The following is a 15,803-nucleotide window of genomic DNA, read 5'->3' on the forward strand; positions in this document are numbered from 1 at the left end:
GTGAACAACCGACTGCGTTCGTTGATGTTTCCCCTCTTTAATGTGCTGCTTAACGGATTTAATTTTTTCTTCCACATTGCAGCGAGCTGGTATCTTACCGGACAAGCCTATGGTCAGGCGAACGCGCTGCTGGCCCTCTTTGCACTGCTGTCCGTTTTGGGCTTATCCATCCAGCTATTAACCGCCAAGCTGGTATCCAAGGGTGACAAGAAACTTCCGCTACGCAGCTTACCGCTCGGTTCTCTATTACTAAAAGCACCTCTAGTGCTAACTGTGCTTGCCATGATCATTTTACTTTCCGTTCATCCGTTGCTGCACTCGCTATTGGGTGTTGAGTCTGGCCCACTGTTCATGCTGTATGCCTTGATCGGATTGCATATTCTCGTGAGTTCATGCCGCGGAGATTTACACGGTAGGGAACGCATGCTAGCGCTCAATGTGAATTATTACATTGAGGTATTAGGGAAACTGAGCCTGTTTTTTGTCCTGGCCGCACTAGGTTTAAAGCTGGAAGCGCTACTGTTGGCAAGTTGCGGAGGAATGTTGCTGTCGCTGCTTCACGGCTGGATCGTTTCGGCTCGTGGCTTATCCTTATCTACACACAGTGGAGAACATATCCCTTCTGGGCTATGGAAGTCGCTAGGTCAGGATTTTACCGATAGCCTTATGACGAATTTATTCATTCTATTTTGTATCTCCATCGACATGTTGTATGTACAGCATTACTTTCCCGAGCAAGCCAGCAGCTATGCCATTGCGCTGAAGTACAGCCAATTGGTCTATTACGTTTCCTACAGCCTGATCGCGGCCTTTATTCCCAAGATCGGTGCGCAGGGGCATGACCGCCAGGCTTTGGGCAAGTTAATTGCCATCTATGCTGGGTTAATGGCTGTTGCTGCGCTGTGTGTATATGTGGGCACGACCTTTGTGTTCCCAACGTCTATTCCCATATTATTCGGAGCTTCTTACCAGTCAGCTGAGGTCTATATTCCATGGGGGGGTTGGGTGTACTGGCTATTTTCCATCGTGATGTTTTTTGTGCATGTGCACGTATTAGTGGGCAGACGCAAATTTATATTTAGTCTGGTAGCAGGAGCAGCTGTTTTAGTAGCAGCCTTTCATATGTCTCACACAGACCCAGTAGATTTTTTGCTGTCAGAGTTCATTGTTTATGGGGCAATGTCTCTCTATTTTGTGATAGATGCCTATATATATTTATTCAAAATAAAGATAAGGGGGGATTCACCCCATGAATACCATACTTGAACAGAACGGTAAAACCGTCGTTCTATTGCTTTCCTGGCGTGACATTCGTTCTCCGAAAAGCGGGGGAGCAGAAATTTTCACCCATGAAATGCTAAAACGCACACAGCAAGGCCGTTTTCAGTTCATTCATTTCTCACCCCAATTTGAGGGGATGCCTGAGCATGAAGTCATTGACGGTATTACGTATATTCGAAAAGGAAACATATACAGTGTTATTTATTATGCGATGCGCTATTACCGTCTTCATCGGCAGCAGATTGACTATGTAATTAATCAGGCGAATACGCATCAGTTCTTTACCCGATTTTGGGTGGAGGCATCCAAGCGGATCTTTTTCATACACCAGCTAACAAGGGAAATATGGTATGAAAATGCTCGATTTCCGCTAAATATGATTGGATTTCATATGGAGCCCCTGATGCTTAAGCTGGCTCGGAAGGATCGGACGCTCACCGTATCCCCGTCTACCCGGTATGATCTGCTTAAGCTGGGCTTTCACCCGGATCGTGTTCACCTTTTACCGGAAGGCATTGAGTTTGATCATTGGCCGCGTGAACAATTTTTAATGAAGGAGTCTAACCCGACCTTTATGTATGCCGGACGCTTCGTTAAATATAAAGGCATTGATCTGGTCGTTGAAGCCTTTGGGCAGCTCAAGGAAAAGTTCCCCCAGGCTATGTTATGGATTGCTGGAAAAACCGATAAAACCTATGTGACAGAACAATTATTACCGATTATAGAGCGGTATGAATTGACATACGGAGAACCGGATGAACAAGGACAATCCCAAGCAGATATTACCTTTTACGGATTTGTTTCAGCAGAGCATAAGCTGGAGCTGATGAGTCGTGCCCATGCGCTTGTGTTTCCCTCCCTGCGTGAAGGCTGGGGGTTAACGATTACGGAAGCGGCAGCCGTTGGAACACCTAGTATTGTCAGCAATTCCCCCGGTTTGGTGGATGCGACGGATTTCGGAAAAAGCGGATATTTATGCTTTCACGGCGATATTCGGGGATTATCTGAACAAATGGAAAGAGCAGCAAAGGGTGGCGAAGATTACATGGCCATCCGTGAGCGAGCGTATCAATATGCGCTAAGATTCCATTTTGATCATACAGCTGCCGCGTTTGAGCAGTTGATGGAGAATTGGACAGAGGAGGCGGAACAGAGTGGACAAAGTGGTCATTCTCTTCTCCACGTACAACAATGAACGTACGATAGAGCCTTGTTTGCGAAGCTGTTTAGGGCAAAATTACAAGGATCTGCATATTGTAGTTGCTGATGATGGCTCCAATGACCGGACGGTTGAGACGATTCGTATGCTGTCAGCAGGAAGTTCGGTACCCGTAACGATACTAGAGCTTCCTCATGGAGAGCGGGGAGTTGCGAGGGTCAGGGCGGTTGAGGAAGCGAAACACTTGGGGGCTGAATACATATTTGTATTGGATTCCGATATGATTTTAGCCGAACATCTGATTCAGCAGAGCATCGACTTTTTTGACAATCATCAAGATATTGGCGCCTTGGTTGTTCCGGAGGAGGCATATTCGGAAGCAAATAATTTTTTTTCCAAAGTGAAAGTTTTCGAGCGGAATGTCATTAACAACGCGGGAGAGACCTTGGGAAAACGCTCCATTGAAGCAGCACGCTTCTGGCGAATGAGCGCTTACGAATCGACAGGCGGATTTAATGCGGAGCAGATTGCTTTTGAAGAAATACAGCCGACCTTGCGCTATATAGAGTCTGGCGGAGTCATTCGCCGGGCGGTTTTTACACGGGTATATCATGACGAAAAACAGGTATATCTGCAGGATGTATTACGTAAAAAAGCCTACTACTTCTCGGTAATGGATCGTACAATGTCATCTGAAGAGGGCGGATTGCGAAAGGCGTTGGAACGTTGGTACTTCTTCCGTCCGGTGTTGTATACATGGGGGAATGTGAAAAACTACATCCGCCATCCGCTGCTGACGGCGGGGATGTTGTGGATGTATACCTGCCTGACTGTGATTGGGATAGCCGCCATGTTAAAGGGCGGCACCCGTCACTCAGGCGATCTCGCTAAGGCGGATAAGGCGTAACGATGAATGACCGAGGGTCAGCGTATCCAGCGAGTACAAGTCGGGATCGGAAGATTCCGGCTCCTCATACGGTATATATAATGAATGCGGAGTTAACTGAATACCTTCACCGTCAGGATGACGCAGTGAGCAGCCGACAGGATACAGCTCAGCAAGTGCAATGTGTACGGCAGTTACGATATCTTGATCATTCAGCAGTACATACGGTCGGTACGGAGCATTCAAAATGCTGTTTATAAATACCGATAGGTCAGATGCGACATTCTGGTTTGCATACAGGCTGTTTCGATTGAGCCTAGCCTGATCAAGCGCCTCATACAGTATCTTTTTTAGCGTATCATCATCCAGCTCCAGCGGTTTCGTTAGAAAACGGAACACGCCGACTTGATTAATGGCCGATAAAATAGACTGCGTATGCAGGTGACCAGATAAAATGATGCGTACGATATGCGGATAATCCTTCTTAATCATACGAAGGAACGTAATTCCGTCCAAACCAGGCATAAGCAGATCGGAAACGACTACATCAATCGGATACTTTTCCAGCACTTGCAGGGCTTCTTTAGGCGTGTGAGCGGTATGTAAGGTGAAGGTTTCTTGCATCAATGTCCGTTCAAGCAGGGACAGAACCATTGGACTGTCGTCAACAAATAGAATGTTTTGGGGTGTCATAAGAACTGCGCAACTCCAATCAGGAAGTAAGAAATGAGGAACTACATGTATAATATCAGCGTTTTGGCATTTTTGAAAGATGTCAGTACAGAACGGGCGTTGCGTCTTTTTTGTGAACGATTTGATTCGGCTGAACATGCGCTCTGGGAAAAAGGGATGCGTCTTCTTCACGAATATCATGCTGCGCGACATACAGGGGTGACCTTGGCTGTCTCCAGCGCACTTCAGCATATGGACGACCGTCATGATATTTACGTTGTTGATTTGCGAGCATACAGCGAGGAAGATTTGGATCGCCTGTATATCGCAAAAACATGCGAGTTGATTCTGCTGACGGACGGGGCAACGGAAACCGCTGCGAGGTTTGCCGCACTCCAGCGTCGCACTCCCCGGTTGCTATGCGCGCGTCTACCGCTGGTCAGCTACGAGCTGGAATGCCTGATGCAAGCAATTTTGAGCCGTCTTGAACAAAATGGAGGGGACAGGGCATGAAGCAATGGGCTTTGTTGAGACCAAGCTGGCAAAAGCTGATCCTGTACCTGATCGTCCTGTGTGTGACCGTGTTCTTGGCCGCTGTGCTACAATGGTTTGTCATGCGGCAATTCAGCGGTCAGTTGGCGGAGATTCAGAATGAGCAGCTCCAGTACGAGGTACAGGAACTGTCTGGCAGCATAACGGAGCGTTATGCCGCATGGCAGGCTGAACTGAAAGAGCTGTCGTCCAGTCTGGGCAGAGAGATACTGAATCAGGGAACACGCCAGTATGCTGAGGGGTTTAAGCGTGAAAGCGGGTCTTTTTATGTGCTGGATGAACAGTATCATGTGATGGCCGGACGTGACAATCGTGAGATGAAGAGTGCAGTCCAGCAGATTAAGTGGCTGCAAAATGGTTGTGCGATAAGCTCTTTTGTGACTGAGGATCATCAGCCTGCCCAGTACATAGCGTGCAGGATTCAAGGGGCGCAGACGGGCGGTTTTATGGTGCGTACGGTTGACGCTGAGATGCTTAGTGGAATTATTAAAAGTAAGCCGGTGAATCAGCATGATACTTTATTTTATAACGGTCAATTCAAGATCGTAGCTTCCCGAAATACTCCGGATATCAACCGGACGGACATCACGGGTGTAACCCGTAAGCTGCTGGAGGGCAATACGGGTATCGTTGAAGATCGTGGAGAGAAATACGGAATAGGATTCAGCCGCATTGGGGAAGAGGCCCTTTACATATCGGTTAAGGATATTAGTCAGGACACTGCCCAGCGAATTAGCTCCTTTCGCAAACAGTTGTGGATGGTGATGGCTCTAATACTCATGATTCTGTGGGCCATGCTCATCCAGTTCCGCAAACGGATTGTGAAAGATGCCATCGTGAACAATCAAGTGCGTGACCAGCGGCGGGATGAAGATATGCGACAGCAGCAGGACACGTATTATTTGCCGTTAATGCAGACGATTGAGCAGCAGCTGCAAGAGCTGCAAGAACAGACTAGCCGTCTCACGGGCGGCGATGATTTAAAGCTGTTGGGATTTTATCAAGATCTAGCCAACCGCTTTGAAGTGGCTTCCAGTCAGGGAAAAGGAGCATCTCATGAGGAACTGGAGTATTTCCGCGAGCTGAATGGAAATTTCATCCAGGGTCGTCTCAGACAGGAATCCTCACTTGGAGAGTTACTGACAGGTGTCCGTAGCTTGCGTGATGAGCTGGAAGAGAAAATGCATGATAATAGTGGAATTAGCTTCACGGATATGAACGAGGTATTGTCTGAATCACTGAAATGGGCGAACCGTTCGCTGAATATGAAGCACATTCAAGTGATCACGCGGCAAGAGCCAGTTCCATCCATTGCAGCACAAGCACCTATGCTGTACAAAACGATTCAGGGGTTGCTGGAAAATGCAGTAGAGGCCATGAACCGAGATGGAGAGCAGCTGGAGGAGCAGGAACGGGGCCGAACGGGCCTGCGGTCCAAGCGGCAATCTCATATGCTTAAGGTTAGCTCACGACTGGAAGAAGCTGAAATTATGATTATCATTGAAGACACAGGCGGCGGGATTGATGATAAGATGCGTTGGAGTTATTTCCAGCCGGATTATTCCCAAAATGCGCAGGAGCATACGTTCAGCCTGTATCATATGGATGCATATCTGAAGACTATAGGTGGTCGCTTAAAGCTGCGTAATACCGATCAGGGATTGCAGGCCATCGTTCATTTGAGAAGATAGATCCTAGATAACCAACCGATACACAAGAAGTTCAAGAGAGGGGGACAAGCATGAAAAAGTGGATATTTCGCTATCGCTACGATATGGCGGCAATCATATGGATGCTGGTTGCGATCGTTGCGTATCTTGCCCCCATCTATGGACCAGGCCAAATCGTGTTCAGTGACATTGCCTTTGGAGCCACCTCTCATCGGTATCTGGAGGAAATAACCGGGGTATGGAACGAACGATGGTCTACCTCGACTCTGTTCAATGCTCCACGCATTCTGTACATCTTGCCTTTCTATGAACTTTCATTATTATTTGACGAAAGCGGTCCGGTTTTGCTCAAGTCGTTTATCACAGGCTTGTTATTTGTTTCGGCTTTTTCGATGTATGCCTTTGCCAAGCGACTGGTCAGCGTGTATTATTCACCAAGCTTTACGAAAACCCGTATTTTTGCCATTGTGGTGGGTTCGTTGTTTTATGCACTGAATCCGTGGGTTATTTTTCGCATCCAGCATATTTATTTGCTTTGTGGCTATAGTTTGTTTCCGTTAATGCTGCGATTTTTTTTCAGTGCGGTGGACCCCAAGTTTCAAATTCAACAAATTAAAAACTATCATCCCCATAAATTGTATCAGCGGAACTGGATTGACCTGTTCCTGCTGGCTGCAGTATTCACCGTGAGTGCTGCGGCCATTCATTATTTTTTCTTTGGGATGATTTATTTGGGATTGTTCACCATGTTGCTCCTGCTCAAACTGACCTGGACCCATCGTAAGGCAGGGCGCGCCTATTTACAGCCCTTATACGGTAATTTTTTGCGTAAAGGTATGATTTTTGGCGTGTTTTTCGGTCTGCTCAGTTTTTATTGGTTGTCCCTGTATGTAGGCAGCATGTTGATGGACGCTCAAGCGTCTCAGCATAATATCAACGTCGTGGATACGTTGTCTCTATTCAGCCGTAACAGCAGTTTATATAATGTGGGTTATTTACTGAGCTATTGGTGGCCCATGTTCTCGTTTTCCTCGCTGCCTGCGATGTTTTATGTAGGTGGGGGATTCTTGTTGCTATTGATCGGGTACGCGATGGTGACACGTTCACATAAAAATCCGATCATTCTGATCTTCTCGCTCCTTACGCTGTTATTTATGGTTGCAGCGACTGGAACGACATTTCCGTCCATTGCCAAGTGGTTTGTCATTCTGGTTACGAAAACCCCTGTGATTGGTTCGGTTTTCCGTGATCCTAACAAATTTATTGGACTGCTCTCCCTTAATTTCGGAGTGTTGCTGACCTTTGGCGTCATTCAATGTATGGAATGGTTTGGATCATCACCGCTACAGCGTGGGTATAAAAAGCTGGCGGTTGTTATCGTCGTTTTGTGCCTGGGCGTGTATTTGGCTCCCTTGCGTACGCAGTTCATTGAGGGGTATTACAAGCCGGTACAAGTGCCGGAGGATTATAGTCAAATGGCTGAAAAGCTGACTGACTCAGATCGTTTTGACAGCAAGGCACTGTATTTTCCAATTGCTGATAATATGATTCAAAGCTATAACGGAGTAGCGACGCCCAAATGGAATAAAGGAAAGACGGCAACCGAGAAGGCGACTGGAGATTTTCAGGTATACTCTTCTCCTAAAAATACGATCTTTCATCATGAAGGCAATGATCCCGGTATTACATACTATATGAATTTTCTGCAGTATGTTATGGACAACGGATTAAGCTCGCGATTAGGCTGGCTATTCTCTACTTTTGGGGTCAACCAGTTGGTCTACCATGACGAATATGAGGGACAGGAGAAGCGGCAGGATTTCCACCTGTCTCAGCTGGAAGGTCAGACCGGGTTGAAACGTACGTATAAGAACGACTTATTTTCCATATTCAATCTTGATCAGGCACCGCCCTATATGAATATCCTTGCAAGTAAAATTGTGACACCTTACGGATTTAGCCGGCTGGAGAGCTATAGTCATTTGCCTGGTTTTGATTTCAGCCGTTTTGGAGTGCTGTTCAGCGCGTTGAAGCCTGAGCTAAACACCATTCAGACGGTCAACAAGGGGGATTATGTGGAGGCAGTCTCCTTCAATGACTTGCTGTTGTCACAGCTCCCGGCAGAGAATTACTTGCGGCCTTTTGATGCGATTGAGGATGGCAATGCTTTTTTGAAATGGTCCAAAACTTTTGCATCAACCAACGATTGGTTGTGGTATTTATCCTCCCAAAATATACGGAACTTCCCGTTTGATATGGAGATGGATGCAGGGATTGCAGTCACCTTTGCCAGTAAGAAGCTGGATGTAGCACCGTATCAGATGAGCAGCATTGAAGGGAATACGGTGCTGGATTTTGACTCTATGCTGAGAACGGAAACCTTTTTCAAGCCTGATAATCCGCAGTTGTTCAGTGTGCAGGCTAACCCCCGAGAGGAATCAAACGATGTGCCGACTCTGCATGGCGAGATTATGAAGGGAGATCCGAGTAATATATGGCAGGTCGCCAGATCTGGATTGCTAGAAGCCAAGGAAAATAATCCATATCAGTTCCACATCACCGTTTCTGGCCGTGGGACGAACAAAATGCATGTAAAAATGAGGTTTTATGATAAGCAAATGCGTGAGCTGGGGGTCAGCTATGTTGTGGCACCTTCAGAGGGCTATAATTTTGACAGTGTAAAATTTTACGGGGAATACGTTTCACCACCTGGTAGCTATTGGATGCGAATGGATTTGTTAACCCTCCAGCGTCCGCAGCAAAAAAATTACTGGTGGATTCACGATATTCAGCTGCGTGATTTGGGGCAATACAGTAAGCCTAACACGTTTACGATGCATAAAAAGATGGACCAGCCTCAAACCTCGCATGTATATGCTAGAGTGTTCATGAATAAGGCAGGCGGGAAATTGCAAGTCACACTGCCGGATGGAGTGACTAACATCAAGACCCATGATGAGGGATTAAACCAATTCCAATGGGTCGATCTGGGAGAACATGTTTTTGCAAAAGGAGATAACCCAGTCACGGTTAATAACCTGCAAGGCTTTAATGCGGTCAATCAATTTGCGATTGTTCCTGTGGATCAACTAGATCGGTTATCCTTTCCGGTGGAGCAGGCATTGAAGCGGGGCAAGCTCTTTTTCACCTTGGAGGCAGAGAGCGATTTTAATGCCCAAGGGAATGTGCAGACGGAACGTGCGTTACCAAGACTTAGTATGGGACGGGGAATCAGTTACCAAAAAGGGACGTTAAGCAGAGAGGTGGAAGTCGCCAAAACGGGAACCTATGCCACAGCAATTTCGGCTAATCTACCTGCCGGATACAAAGGATCATTAACAATGAAATGGAAGAATGAAGAGACTGGAGAGGTGCTGACCAGAACAATTCGTACGGGTGAGTCATATAAGCGGTTACCCGCTACCTCATTATCCGAAAAGCAGGTTATTGAAACGGTGCCCAATCAGGATGGTTTTGCCAAGAAAATTATACAAATTCCCGGTCTGCTGAACGACTATGGCCGAGTAGAGTTCAAAAATTTATTCTTAACCAAGGGAAAATATCGCTTAACCCTTGCCCTGGACAGTCAGGTGCCGTCATTGAGCCATTTTACAGATATTCATCGAATGGACGGGCAGGAAGTGACGGTAATGCCTGGGCAGGACACGAAGGAATCATTGAGCACGGATGTTGGATGTGTAGCAGATATTCGGCCTGGACAGACGAATCTGTCCATCCAGGATAAAGAACTGTCTATCCGTTACGCACCCAGCTATTCCTGTGACTGGAATATTTATGCGTCCAAAAAAATGAAGGCAGAGCCGCTGCAAGAGTACGTGGTGCAGTTGGATGCACGATCAGAACAAATTGGAAGTCGGCACATGAAGGTCATTTTCTTAAATAAAGCGTCCCAGATTCTTCAAACCTCCTATATTGATGAGGTAGAGGAGAGAGATAAGGAGCAATGGAATCATTATGATCAAATAGTGAAGGCTCCAGCAGGAACCGCCTTGATGCAGTTTCAGATATTGGCGCATGCGCACAAGAAGCAATCAGGCTTATTTCAAATGAGGCAATATTCCATCATCCCTTATCAAGCGATGATTACAGTGGATCAATTTACGCTGTTTGAGGGAACGGATATGGAAACCTTTTTTATGGCACCACACGCTTCGGAAAGCATTCAGGCTACTCGTGAAAATTCCATGGAACGCAGCTTTACACTATATAATCCAATACATCAGCAGGTGCTGATCCGGGAGACAGAATCACCCAATCCATTATGGGAGTTCAGGCTGGGTAGCGAAAATCAGCGAGCACGTCTGTCTGTGAATGGAGTAACGACCGGATTCATAACGAATGGCAGCGGAAACGGTAAGGTTGCCATTATTCTGGCTTCAGCCTACCGTTTTGGCTGGGTATTGTTTGTCATAGGGATATTGGGTGGAGCAGCTTGTTTTCTTCCTTATCGGCGATGGACAAAGCGGAAGCTTCCATAAGAAGCAAGCTGCCCAGAGGGAACCAGACCGTTACTATACGGCTACATCTCGTATTTGTAGCCTCTGCCCCAAACGGTACGGATATGCTGAGGATTTTTAGGGTCACGTTCAATTTTTTTGCGGAGGCTGGAGATATGTACGTCGATGGTACGATCCAGATAAGCGCCATCGCCGCCTTTGACCCGATCCATCAATTCGCTACGGGTAAAAACTTTCCCTGGATTGCAGGACATCTCTTTTATAATAGAAAATTCGATGTGAGTAACTTCGATTTCCTGGTCATCGACCAACAGGCTATGACGGTAATCATTCACCCAGACTCTTACCTTTTTAAGCTTTTGGGTTATCGTTGGTGTCTCAGTGAGCATGTTGCTGCCACTGCGGCGCAGCAAGGCTTTGATGCGGGCGTTTAACTCTCTCAGACTGAAGGGCTTGCATAAAAAGTCATCCGCTCCGTCGTCTAGAGCCTTTATTCTTGTGTTCAGCAGGGTGTTATTAGAGATGACGAGCACAGGAACCGTAGTAAATTGGCGGATGTGGCTGATCAGCTCACATTCGACTTTACCGGAAAACATTAGCGCGGTCACAATAATGTCCGGCTTAAAGTGCATTAATGTAGGAATTGCGAGTTTACAATCATAGATTAGTTCGGTATGATAGCCTTCCTCTTGAAGATGAAGAGCAATCATATCAGCCAAACTTTTTTGACCTTCAATGATGAGTATTTTTGTAGGCATGACAGACATCTCCTGTACGGACAAAGATACAATTAACATTGCATAACTATGTATGTTCTACGATGTTACATACTTATGTATTCGGCAAAAGCACGAAAAGCAAACAGTCCTATAATGTAAGGAAAATATGAATTTAAAGGAAGAAGGTTGCATCTTTGCGAATGATTTTATTATCCGGAGGTTCGGGTAAACGACTATGGCCCTTATCCAATGTGAACCGCCCCAAGCAGTTTCTTTCCATCCTACGTCATGACGAGCGACCGGAAAGTATGCTGCAACGGATATGGAGACAGTTAGATGAAGCTGATTTGGCAGATCAAGCTTATTTTTCTACGAGTGGAACTCAGATCGAACTGATTCAGGGGCAAATTGGCGGAGATGCTGTGGTGATTGAGGAGCCGACTCAGCGGGATACCTTTCCAGCCATTTCCCTGGCTACGGCTTACTTGCATGACGTTGCAGGCGCATCACGCAACGAAATCGTAGGGGTCATGCCGGTGGATGGCTATGCGGGGGATGAATTTTTCGAGCATCTGCGCAGGCTTCCTTCGATATTAGAGCAATCAGGAAGCCATATCGCATTGATGGGGGCTGTTCCAACTGAGCCCTCGGACAAATATGGATATATTGTGCCTTCATCTCCTTTGTCTGACCAGGAATACTATAGAGTGAGTTCATTTGTAGAAAAGCCTGATCTGATTCGCTCCGAAGTATTGATCCGTGAAGGAGCGTTATGGAATTGCGGAGTGTTTGCTTTTAGAATCGGATTTTTATTGGATGTGCTGACGCAAATGGGTTTACCAGCCGATTATGAAACACTTTCGACAAATTACGCAGACTTGCCTAAAACCAGCTTTGATATTGCGGTAGTAGAACACACTCGTAAGCTCTCCGTGCTCCCATATCATGGAGAATGGAGAGATTTAGGAACATGGGATTCGTTGGTGCGGGAAGTGAGTTCAAAGCTGAGCGGTCCCGGATATATTTCAGAAGCATCACATGATTCGCATATCATCAATGAACTGGAGATTCCGGTTAGCATTTGGAATGTCCCAGACATTATTGTTGTTGCTGGGCCGGATGGCGTGCTGGTTACGGATCGACAATCATCAACAGGAATTAAGGATATGGTGGCAGAAATTGAAATTGGGCCGCGTTTTGAGGAGCGCTTTTGGGGTAAGCAAACGGTCTTATCCCATCAACAAGCAGCAAGCGGGTTACAAACGGTCACCAAACGGGTTGTCATTTCGAAGGGGAGATTTATCAGCTATCATGAGCATCAGTTTCGAAAAGAGGTTTGGACCATCGTTTCAGGAACCGGAAGCGTCTGTATCAATGGGATGACACAGACCGCCAGCCCCGGTATGGTCATCGTTGTAGAACCTGGTACCAAGCATTTTATAGGAGCCGTAGAGGGAGATTTGGAATTCATTGAGTCACAGATCGGACATATCGTATCCGAAACAGATATTATCCGATATGAATTTCCCGATTCGGTGGATGCTCGTGTTGTATAAGGGGCCCAGAATATAGGAACGAATGGGTAAAAACGAGGTGCGTACGAAGCCAGTGAAGAGAGCTAGGAACTATTTTTTAGCCAAGCTTGATGACTAGGAATTCTCAATAAAAAGGTATTCATGCGTTTTTCGCTTGAATACCTTTTTGCATGAACAACTCGTATTGTTCTTAATGAATTGGATAGGAAAGAGGCTTATAAAATGAGTTTTTTGGAGGTTAGCCACTCTTTTACGGCATCTGTACTGAGGTCTCTTTTCGGCGTCCATTCTATTTTATCCACCAGCTTGCCGTTTCTGAATTCTGCAATTGTGGGGGTGTATTTTACGTTGTAATCTGCTTTGAATTTATTCCATTGGGCTTTGTCCTTATGAATTTTGTGAACGTTCAAAAACGTAATTTTGGAGCCCAGATCATACTGTTCGATCATCTTGTTAAAGTTAGGCTCAAATCGGTTGCAGTCGCCACAACTGGGTCTGCCAACATAAACAAATACACTTTGATCCTGCTGAATGAATTGTTTAAAACCATCAATTGTAACCGCATTCAAGTGGTCATATATTTCGGGGTAATTGCTTTTGCTCGCTTGGATCTCTTTATCTTTCTGCTGAACTACCTGCTCTAGGTCTTGAAATTTAACTACAGCTGAAATAGCGATACCAATGATAAGCAACACAATGACACTTAACCCGGCGATATATCCTTTTTTCACAGAAATCCTCCTTTTTTTACAATCTCAAACTTACAATATATGATATTTCCATTTTTCGCTGTAACACTTGTCTCATGATGTATAAAAAAGAAGCTTTCCATTAGGAAAGCTTCTTTTAGTCTGAAAGTTAAACGTTAGACTACAACAGTCAATAAGTAATCCTCACGTTTCACTTCAGTTTCCATGGTGTTCAGTACATCCAGGTATTGAGCGGAATTGGTTACGATGATCGGCGTAGTCGTTGTATAGCCTGCCGCCTTAATTTGTTCGATATCAAATTCAAGCAACAACTGCCCTTGCTTAACCACATCACCCTCTTTGACGCGCTTGTCAAAGAATTGTCCTTTCAGCTTCACCGTATTAACACCAACGTGAATCAGAATTTCTGCTCCATCATTGGAAGTAATACCGATGGCATGTCCGGTCGGGAATACGGTCGTAATCGTTCCGTTAACCGGAGATGTCAGCACACCCTCTGTAGGATCGATCAAGATTCCTTTCCCCATAGCGCCTGAAGCAAAAGCAACATCAGAAGATTGTTCCAATGGCAGCACTTTACCTTGCAACGGACTTACGAGGATTTCCTTTTCGATTGTTACTTCTTTTTTTACGGGTGCTGTTTCTGTTTTTGCAGCTTCTTCTTTTGGATCATCAAAGCCCAAAATCATAACCAATACAACTGCGAGTACAAAGGCAACAAGTAAGCCGAGGACAACCCACAAGAATCCAGCTCCAAAATATGTTGGAAGCGCCAGTAAACTAGGCAGGGAGAAGGATTTTGCAGTCGCTCCACCGGAAGCGATAATCGCGCCCCCAATACCACCAGAAATACAAGCATAAATGAACGGCTTTTTCAATTTCAAAGTTACACCATAAATCGTAGGTTCAGTAATCCCGAATACAGCTGCCAGTGTAGAGGAACCAGCCAAAGCCTTCATTTGAGTATTTCGTGATTTCAGGAATACCCCCAGTGTTGCACCAGCTTGAGAAAGTACGGCTGCTGTAAGCATTGGAAGCATCGTGTCATAACCCAATGTTTGAATATTGGACAGCATAATAGGAACGAAGCCCCAGTGTACGCCGAAAATAACAAATACTTGCCAGAATGCCCCGGCAACAGCCCCGGCGATCAATGGGCTTAAATTGTATACCCATGTAAAACCGTTCGCCAAGCCTTGACTGATCAGGTTACCGACTGGACCAAAGGCCAAAAACGTCAATGGAACAACGGCCAGCAGTGATAGCATAGGTACGATAATGTTTTTAACTGATTGATGAACAAAGGAATTAAACCAGCGTTCCACATAGGATTGTACCCATACCGCGAGAATAATTGGGATTACACTGGAACTGTATTTTATCAGAATGATTGGAATCCCGAGAAAAGCCAGTTTTGCCGGATTGTCCACCGCTGCAATAACATCCGGGTACACGAGTGCTCCAGCAACTGCGACTGATACAAAGGCATTGGTCTTAAATTTACGGGACGATGTAATAGCTAGAAATATAGGCAAGAAATAAAATACGCTGTCCGAAGCGGCGTTCAGAATGAGATACGTACCGCTTGCAGTATCAATCCAATGAAGCGACGCAATTAAGGCCATAATCCCTTTGAGCAAACCTGCTCCGGCAAGAGCACCCAAGAGAGGAGAGAAAATGCTGGAAATGATATCGACCGCTTTGCCGAGAAAATTCGTTTTTTCGGAAGATTCTTCTTTTTTCGCATTTGGATTATCCGCATCCTGCAGATTTGTTTCTGCCATCATATGCTCAAAGACTTGGCCTACATTGTTACCGATGACCACTTGGAACTGTCCGCTGCTTTCCACCACTGTAATGACACCAGGCGTAGCTTCCAGTGCAGCTTTGTCCGCTTTTGTGCGATCCTTTAATTTAAATCTCAAGCGTGTAGCGCAATGAAATACCGAATTGACATTCTCTTCGCCGCCAACGAGAGTCACTATTTTTTTGGATAGCTCTTTATCACTCATGTTCAGAACTCCTTAAGTGTTATTCTTGCTACTGATAGGATTTACCGTTTACAGCTGTTGCTAAGATGCGCCGGCGTGCATCTTTATAACCTTGTAAACAAGAAAAACCTAAACTCGTGGTGAAAACGA

Annotated in this window: 11 protein-coding genes; 7 read left to right on the forward strand and 4 right to left on the reverse strand. The window is 45.7% G+C overall.

Features of this window, described 5'->3' with window-relative positions; genetic code table 11:
* The 3 genes from C0638_RS13785 to C0638_RS13795 are packed head-to-tail and all read left to right on the forward strand — an operon-like array spanning window position 1 to window position 3,347.
* Window positions 1-1,266 (forward strand): polysaccharide biosynthesis protein, encoded by a 1,266-nt coding sequence (locus C0638_RS13785; protein ID WP_058710762.1) that lies wholly within the window; start codon window positions 1-3, stop codon window positions 1,264-1,266.
* A complete protein-coding gene (locus tag C0638_RS13790; RefSeq protein WP_058710763.1) occupies window positions 1,250-2,476 on the forward strand; it encodes a glycosyltransferase family 4 protein in 1,227 nt (408 codons plus the stop codon). The genes C0638_RS13785 and C0638_RS13790 overlap by 17 nt, the downstream gene beginning before the upstream one ends.
* Complete coding sequence (locus tag C0638_RS13795) at window positions 2,436-3,347, forward strand: glycosyltransferase family A protein (protein ID WP_058710764.1); 912 nt, start codon at window positions 2,436-2,438, stop codon at window positions 3,345-3,347. Before C0638_RS13790 ends, C0638_RS13795 begins: the two co-directional genes overlap by 41 nt.
* Here C0638_RS13795 and C0638_RS13800 read toward each other — a convergent pair.
* Window positions 3,315-4,019 (reverse strand): response regulator, encoded by a 705-nt coding sequence (locus C0638_RS13800; RefSeq protein ID WP_013372727.1) that lies wholly within the window; start codon window positions 4,017-4,019, stop codon window positions 3,315-3,317. The genes C0638_RS13795 and C0638_RS13800 overlap by 33 nt on opposite strands.
* 45 nt (window positions 4,020-4,064) lie before the next feature.
* Between C0638_RS13800 and C0638_RS13805 the strand changes: the two genes are divergently transcribed.
* From C0638_RS13805 to C0638_RS13815, 3 genes are read left to right on the forward strand one after another with little or no spacing between them, the layout of a single operon-like run.
* Window positions 4,065-4,511: a hypothetical protein gene (locus C0638_RS13805; protein ID WP_013372726.1), complete on the forward strand. Its 447-nt coding sequence runs from the start codon at window positions 4,065-4,067 to the stop codon at window positions 4,509-4,511.
* Complete coding sequence (locus C0638_RS13810) at window positions 4,508-6,241, forward strand: ATP-binding protein (RefSeq protein WP_025678503.1); 1,734 nt, start codon at window positions 4,508-4,510, stop codon at window positions 6,239-6,241. The genes C0638_RS13805 and C0638_RS13810 overlap by 4 nt, the downstream gene beginning before the upstream one ends.
* 50 nt (window positions 6,242-6,291) lie before the next feature.
* Entirely contained in the window at window positions 6,292-10,719 is a 4,428-nt protein-coding gene (locus tag C0638_RS13815; RefSeq protein WP_058710765.1) for a hypothetical protein, read from the forward strand.
* A gap of 41 nt (window positions 10,720-10,760) precedes the next feature.
* Here C0638_RS13815 and C0638_RS13820 read toward each other — a convergent pair whose 3' ends face one another.
* Window positions 10,761-11,456: a response regulator transcription factor gene (locus tag C0638_RS13820; RefSeq protein WP_013372723.1), complete on the reverse strand. Its 696-nt coding sequence runs from the start codon at window positions 11,454-11,456 to the stop codon at window positions 10,761-10,763.
* 161 nt (window positions 11,457-11,617) lie between these two features.
* On the opposite strand from C0638_RS13820, the gene C0638_RS13825 reads away from it, so the two are divergent.
* Window positions 11,618-12,973: a sugar phosphate nucleotidyltransferase gene (locus tag C0638_RS13825; RefSeq protein ID WP_058710794.1), complete on the forward strand. Its 1,356-nt coding sequence runs from the start codon at window positions 11,618-11,620 to the stop codon at window positions 12,971-12,973.
* Window positions 12,974-13,167: 194 nt separating this feature from the next.
* Here C0638_RS13825 and C0638_RS13830 read toward each other — a convergent pair whose 3' ends face one another.
* Window positions 13,168-13,683: a thioredoxin family protein gene (locus C0638_RS13830; protein ID WP_040103038.1), complete on the reverse strand. Its 516-nt coding sequence runs from the start codon at window positions 13,681-13,683 to the stop codon at window positions 13,168-13,170.
* 134 nt (window positions 13,684-13,817) lie between these two features.
* A complete protein-coding gene (locus C0638_RS13835) occupies window positions 13,818-15,674 on the reverse strand; it encodes a beta-glucoside-specific PTS transporter subunit IIABC (RefSeq protein WP_058710766.1) in 1,857 nt (618 codons plus the stop codon).
* Window positions 15,675-15,803: the final 129 nt, after the last annotated feature.

The organism is Paenibacillus sp. lzh-N1, assembly GCF_002872435.1.
Taxonomy (GTDB): Bacteria; Bacillota; Bacilli; order Paenibacillales; family Paenibacillaceae; genus Paenibacillus; species Paenibacillus polymyxa_C.

Coding starts and splice junctions, on each gene's coding strand:
- C0638_RS13790 (WP_058710763.1), top strand. CDS start 1,250: ATGAATACCATACTTGAACAGAACGGTAAAACCGTCGTTCTATTGCTT.
- C0638_RS13800 (WP_013372727.1), bottom strand. CDS start 4,019: ATGACACCCCAAAACATTCTATTTGTTGACGACAGTCCAATGGTTCTG.
- C0638_RS13805 (WP_013372726.1), top strand. CDS start 4,065: ATGTATAATATCAGCGTTTTGGCATTTTTGAAAGATGTCAGTACAGAA.
- C0638_RS13810 (WP_025678503.1), top strand. CDS start 4,508: ATGAAGCAATGGGCTTTGTTGAGACCAAGCTGGCAAAAGCTGATCCTG.
- C0638_RS13815 (WP_058710765.1), top strand. CDS start 6,292: ATGAAAAAGTGGATATTTCGCTATCGCTACGATATGGCGGCAATCATA.
- C0638_RS13820 (WP_013372723.1), bottom strand. CDS start 11,456: ATGCCTACAAAAATACTCATCATTGAAGGTCAAAAAAGTTTGGCTGAT.
- C0638_RS13825 (WP_058710794.1), top strand. CDS start 11,618: ATGATTTTATTATCCGGAGGTTCGGGTAAACGACTATGGCCCTTATCC.
- C0638_RS13835 (WP_058710766.1), bottom strand. CDS start 15,674: ATGAGTGATAAAGAGCTATCCAAAAAAATAGTGACTCTCGTTGGCGGC.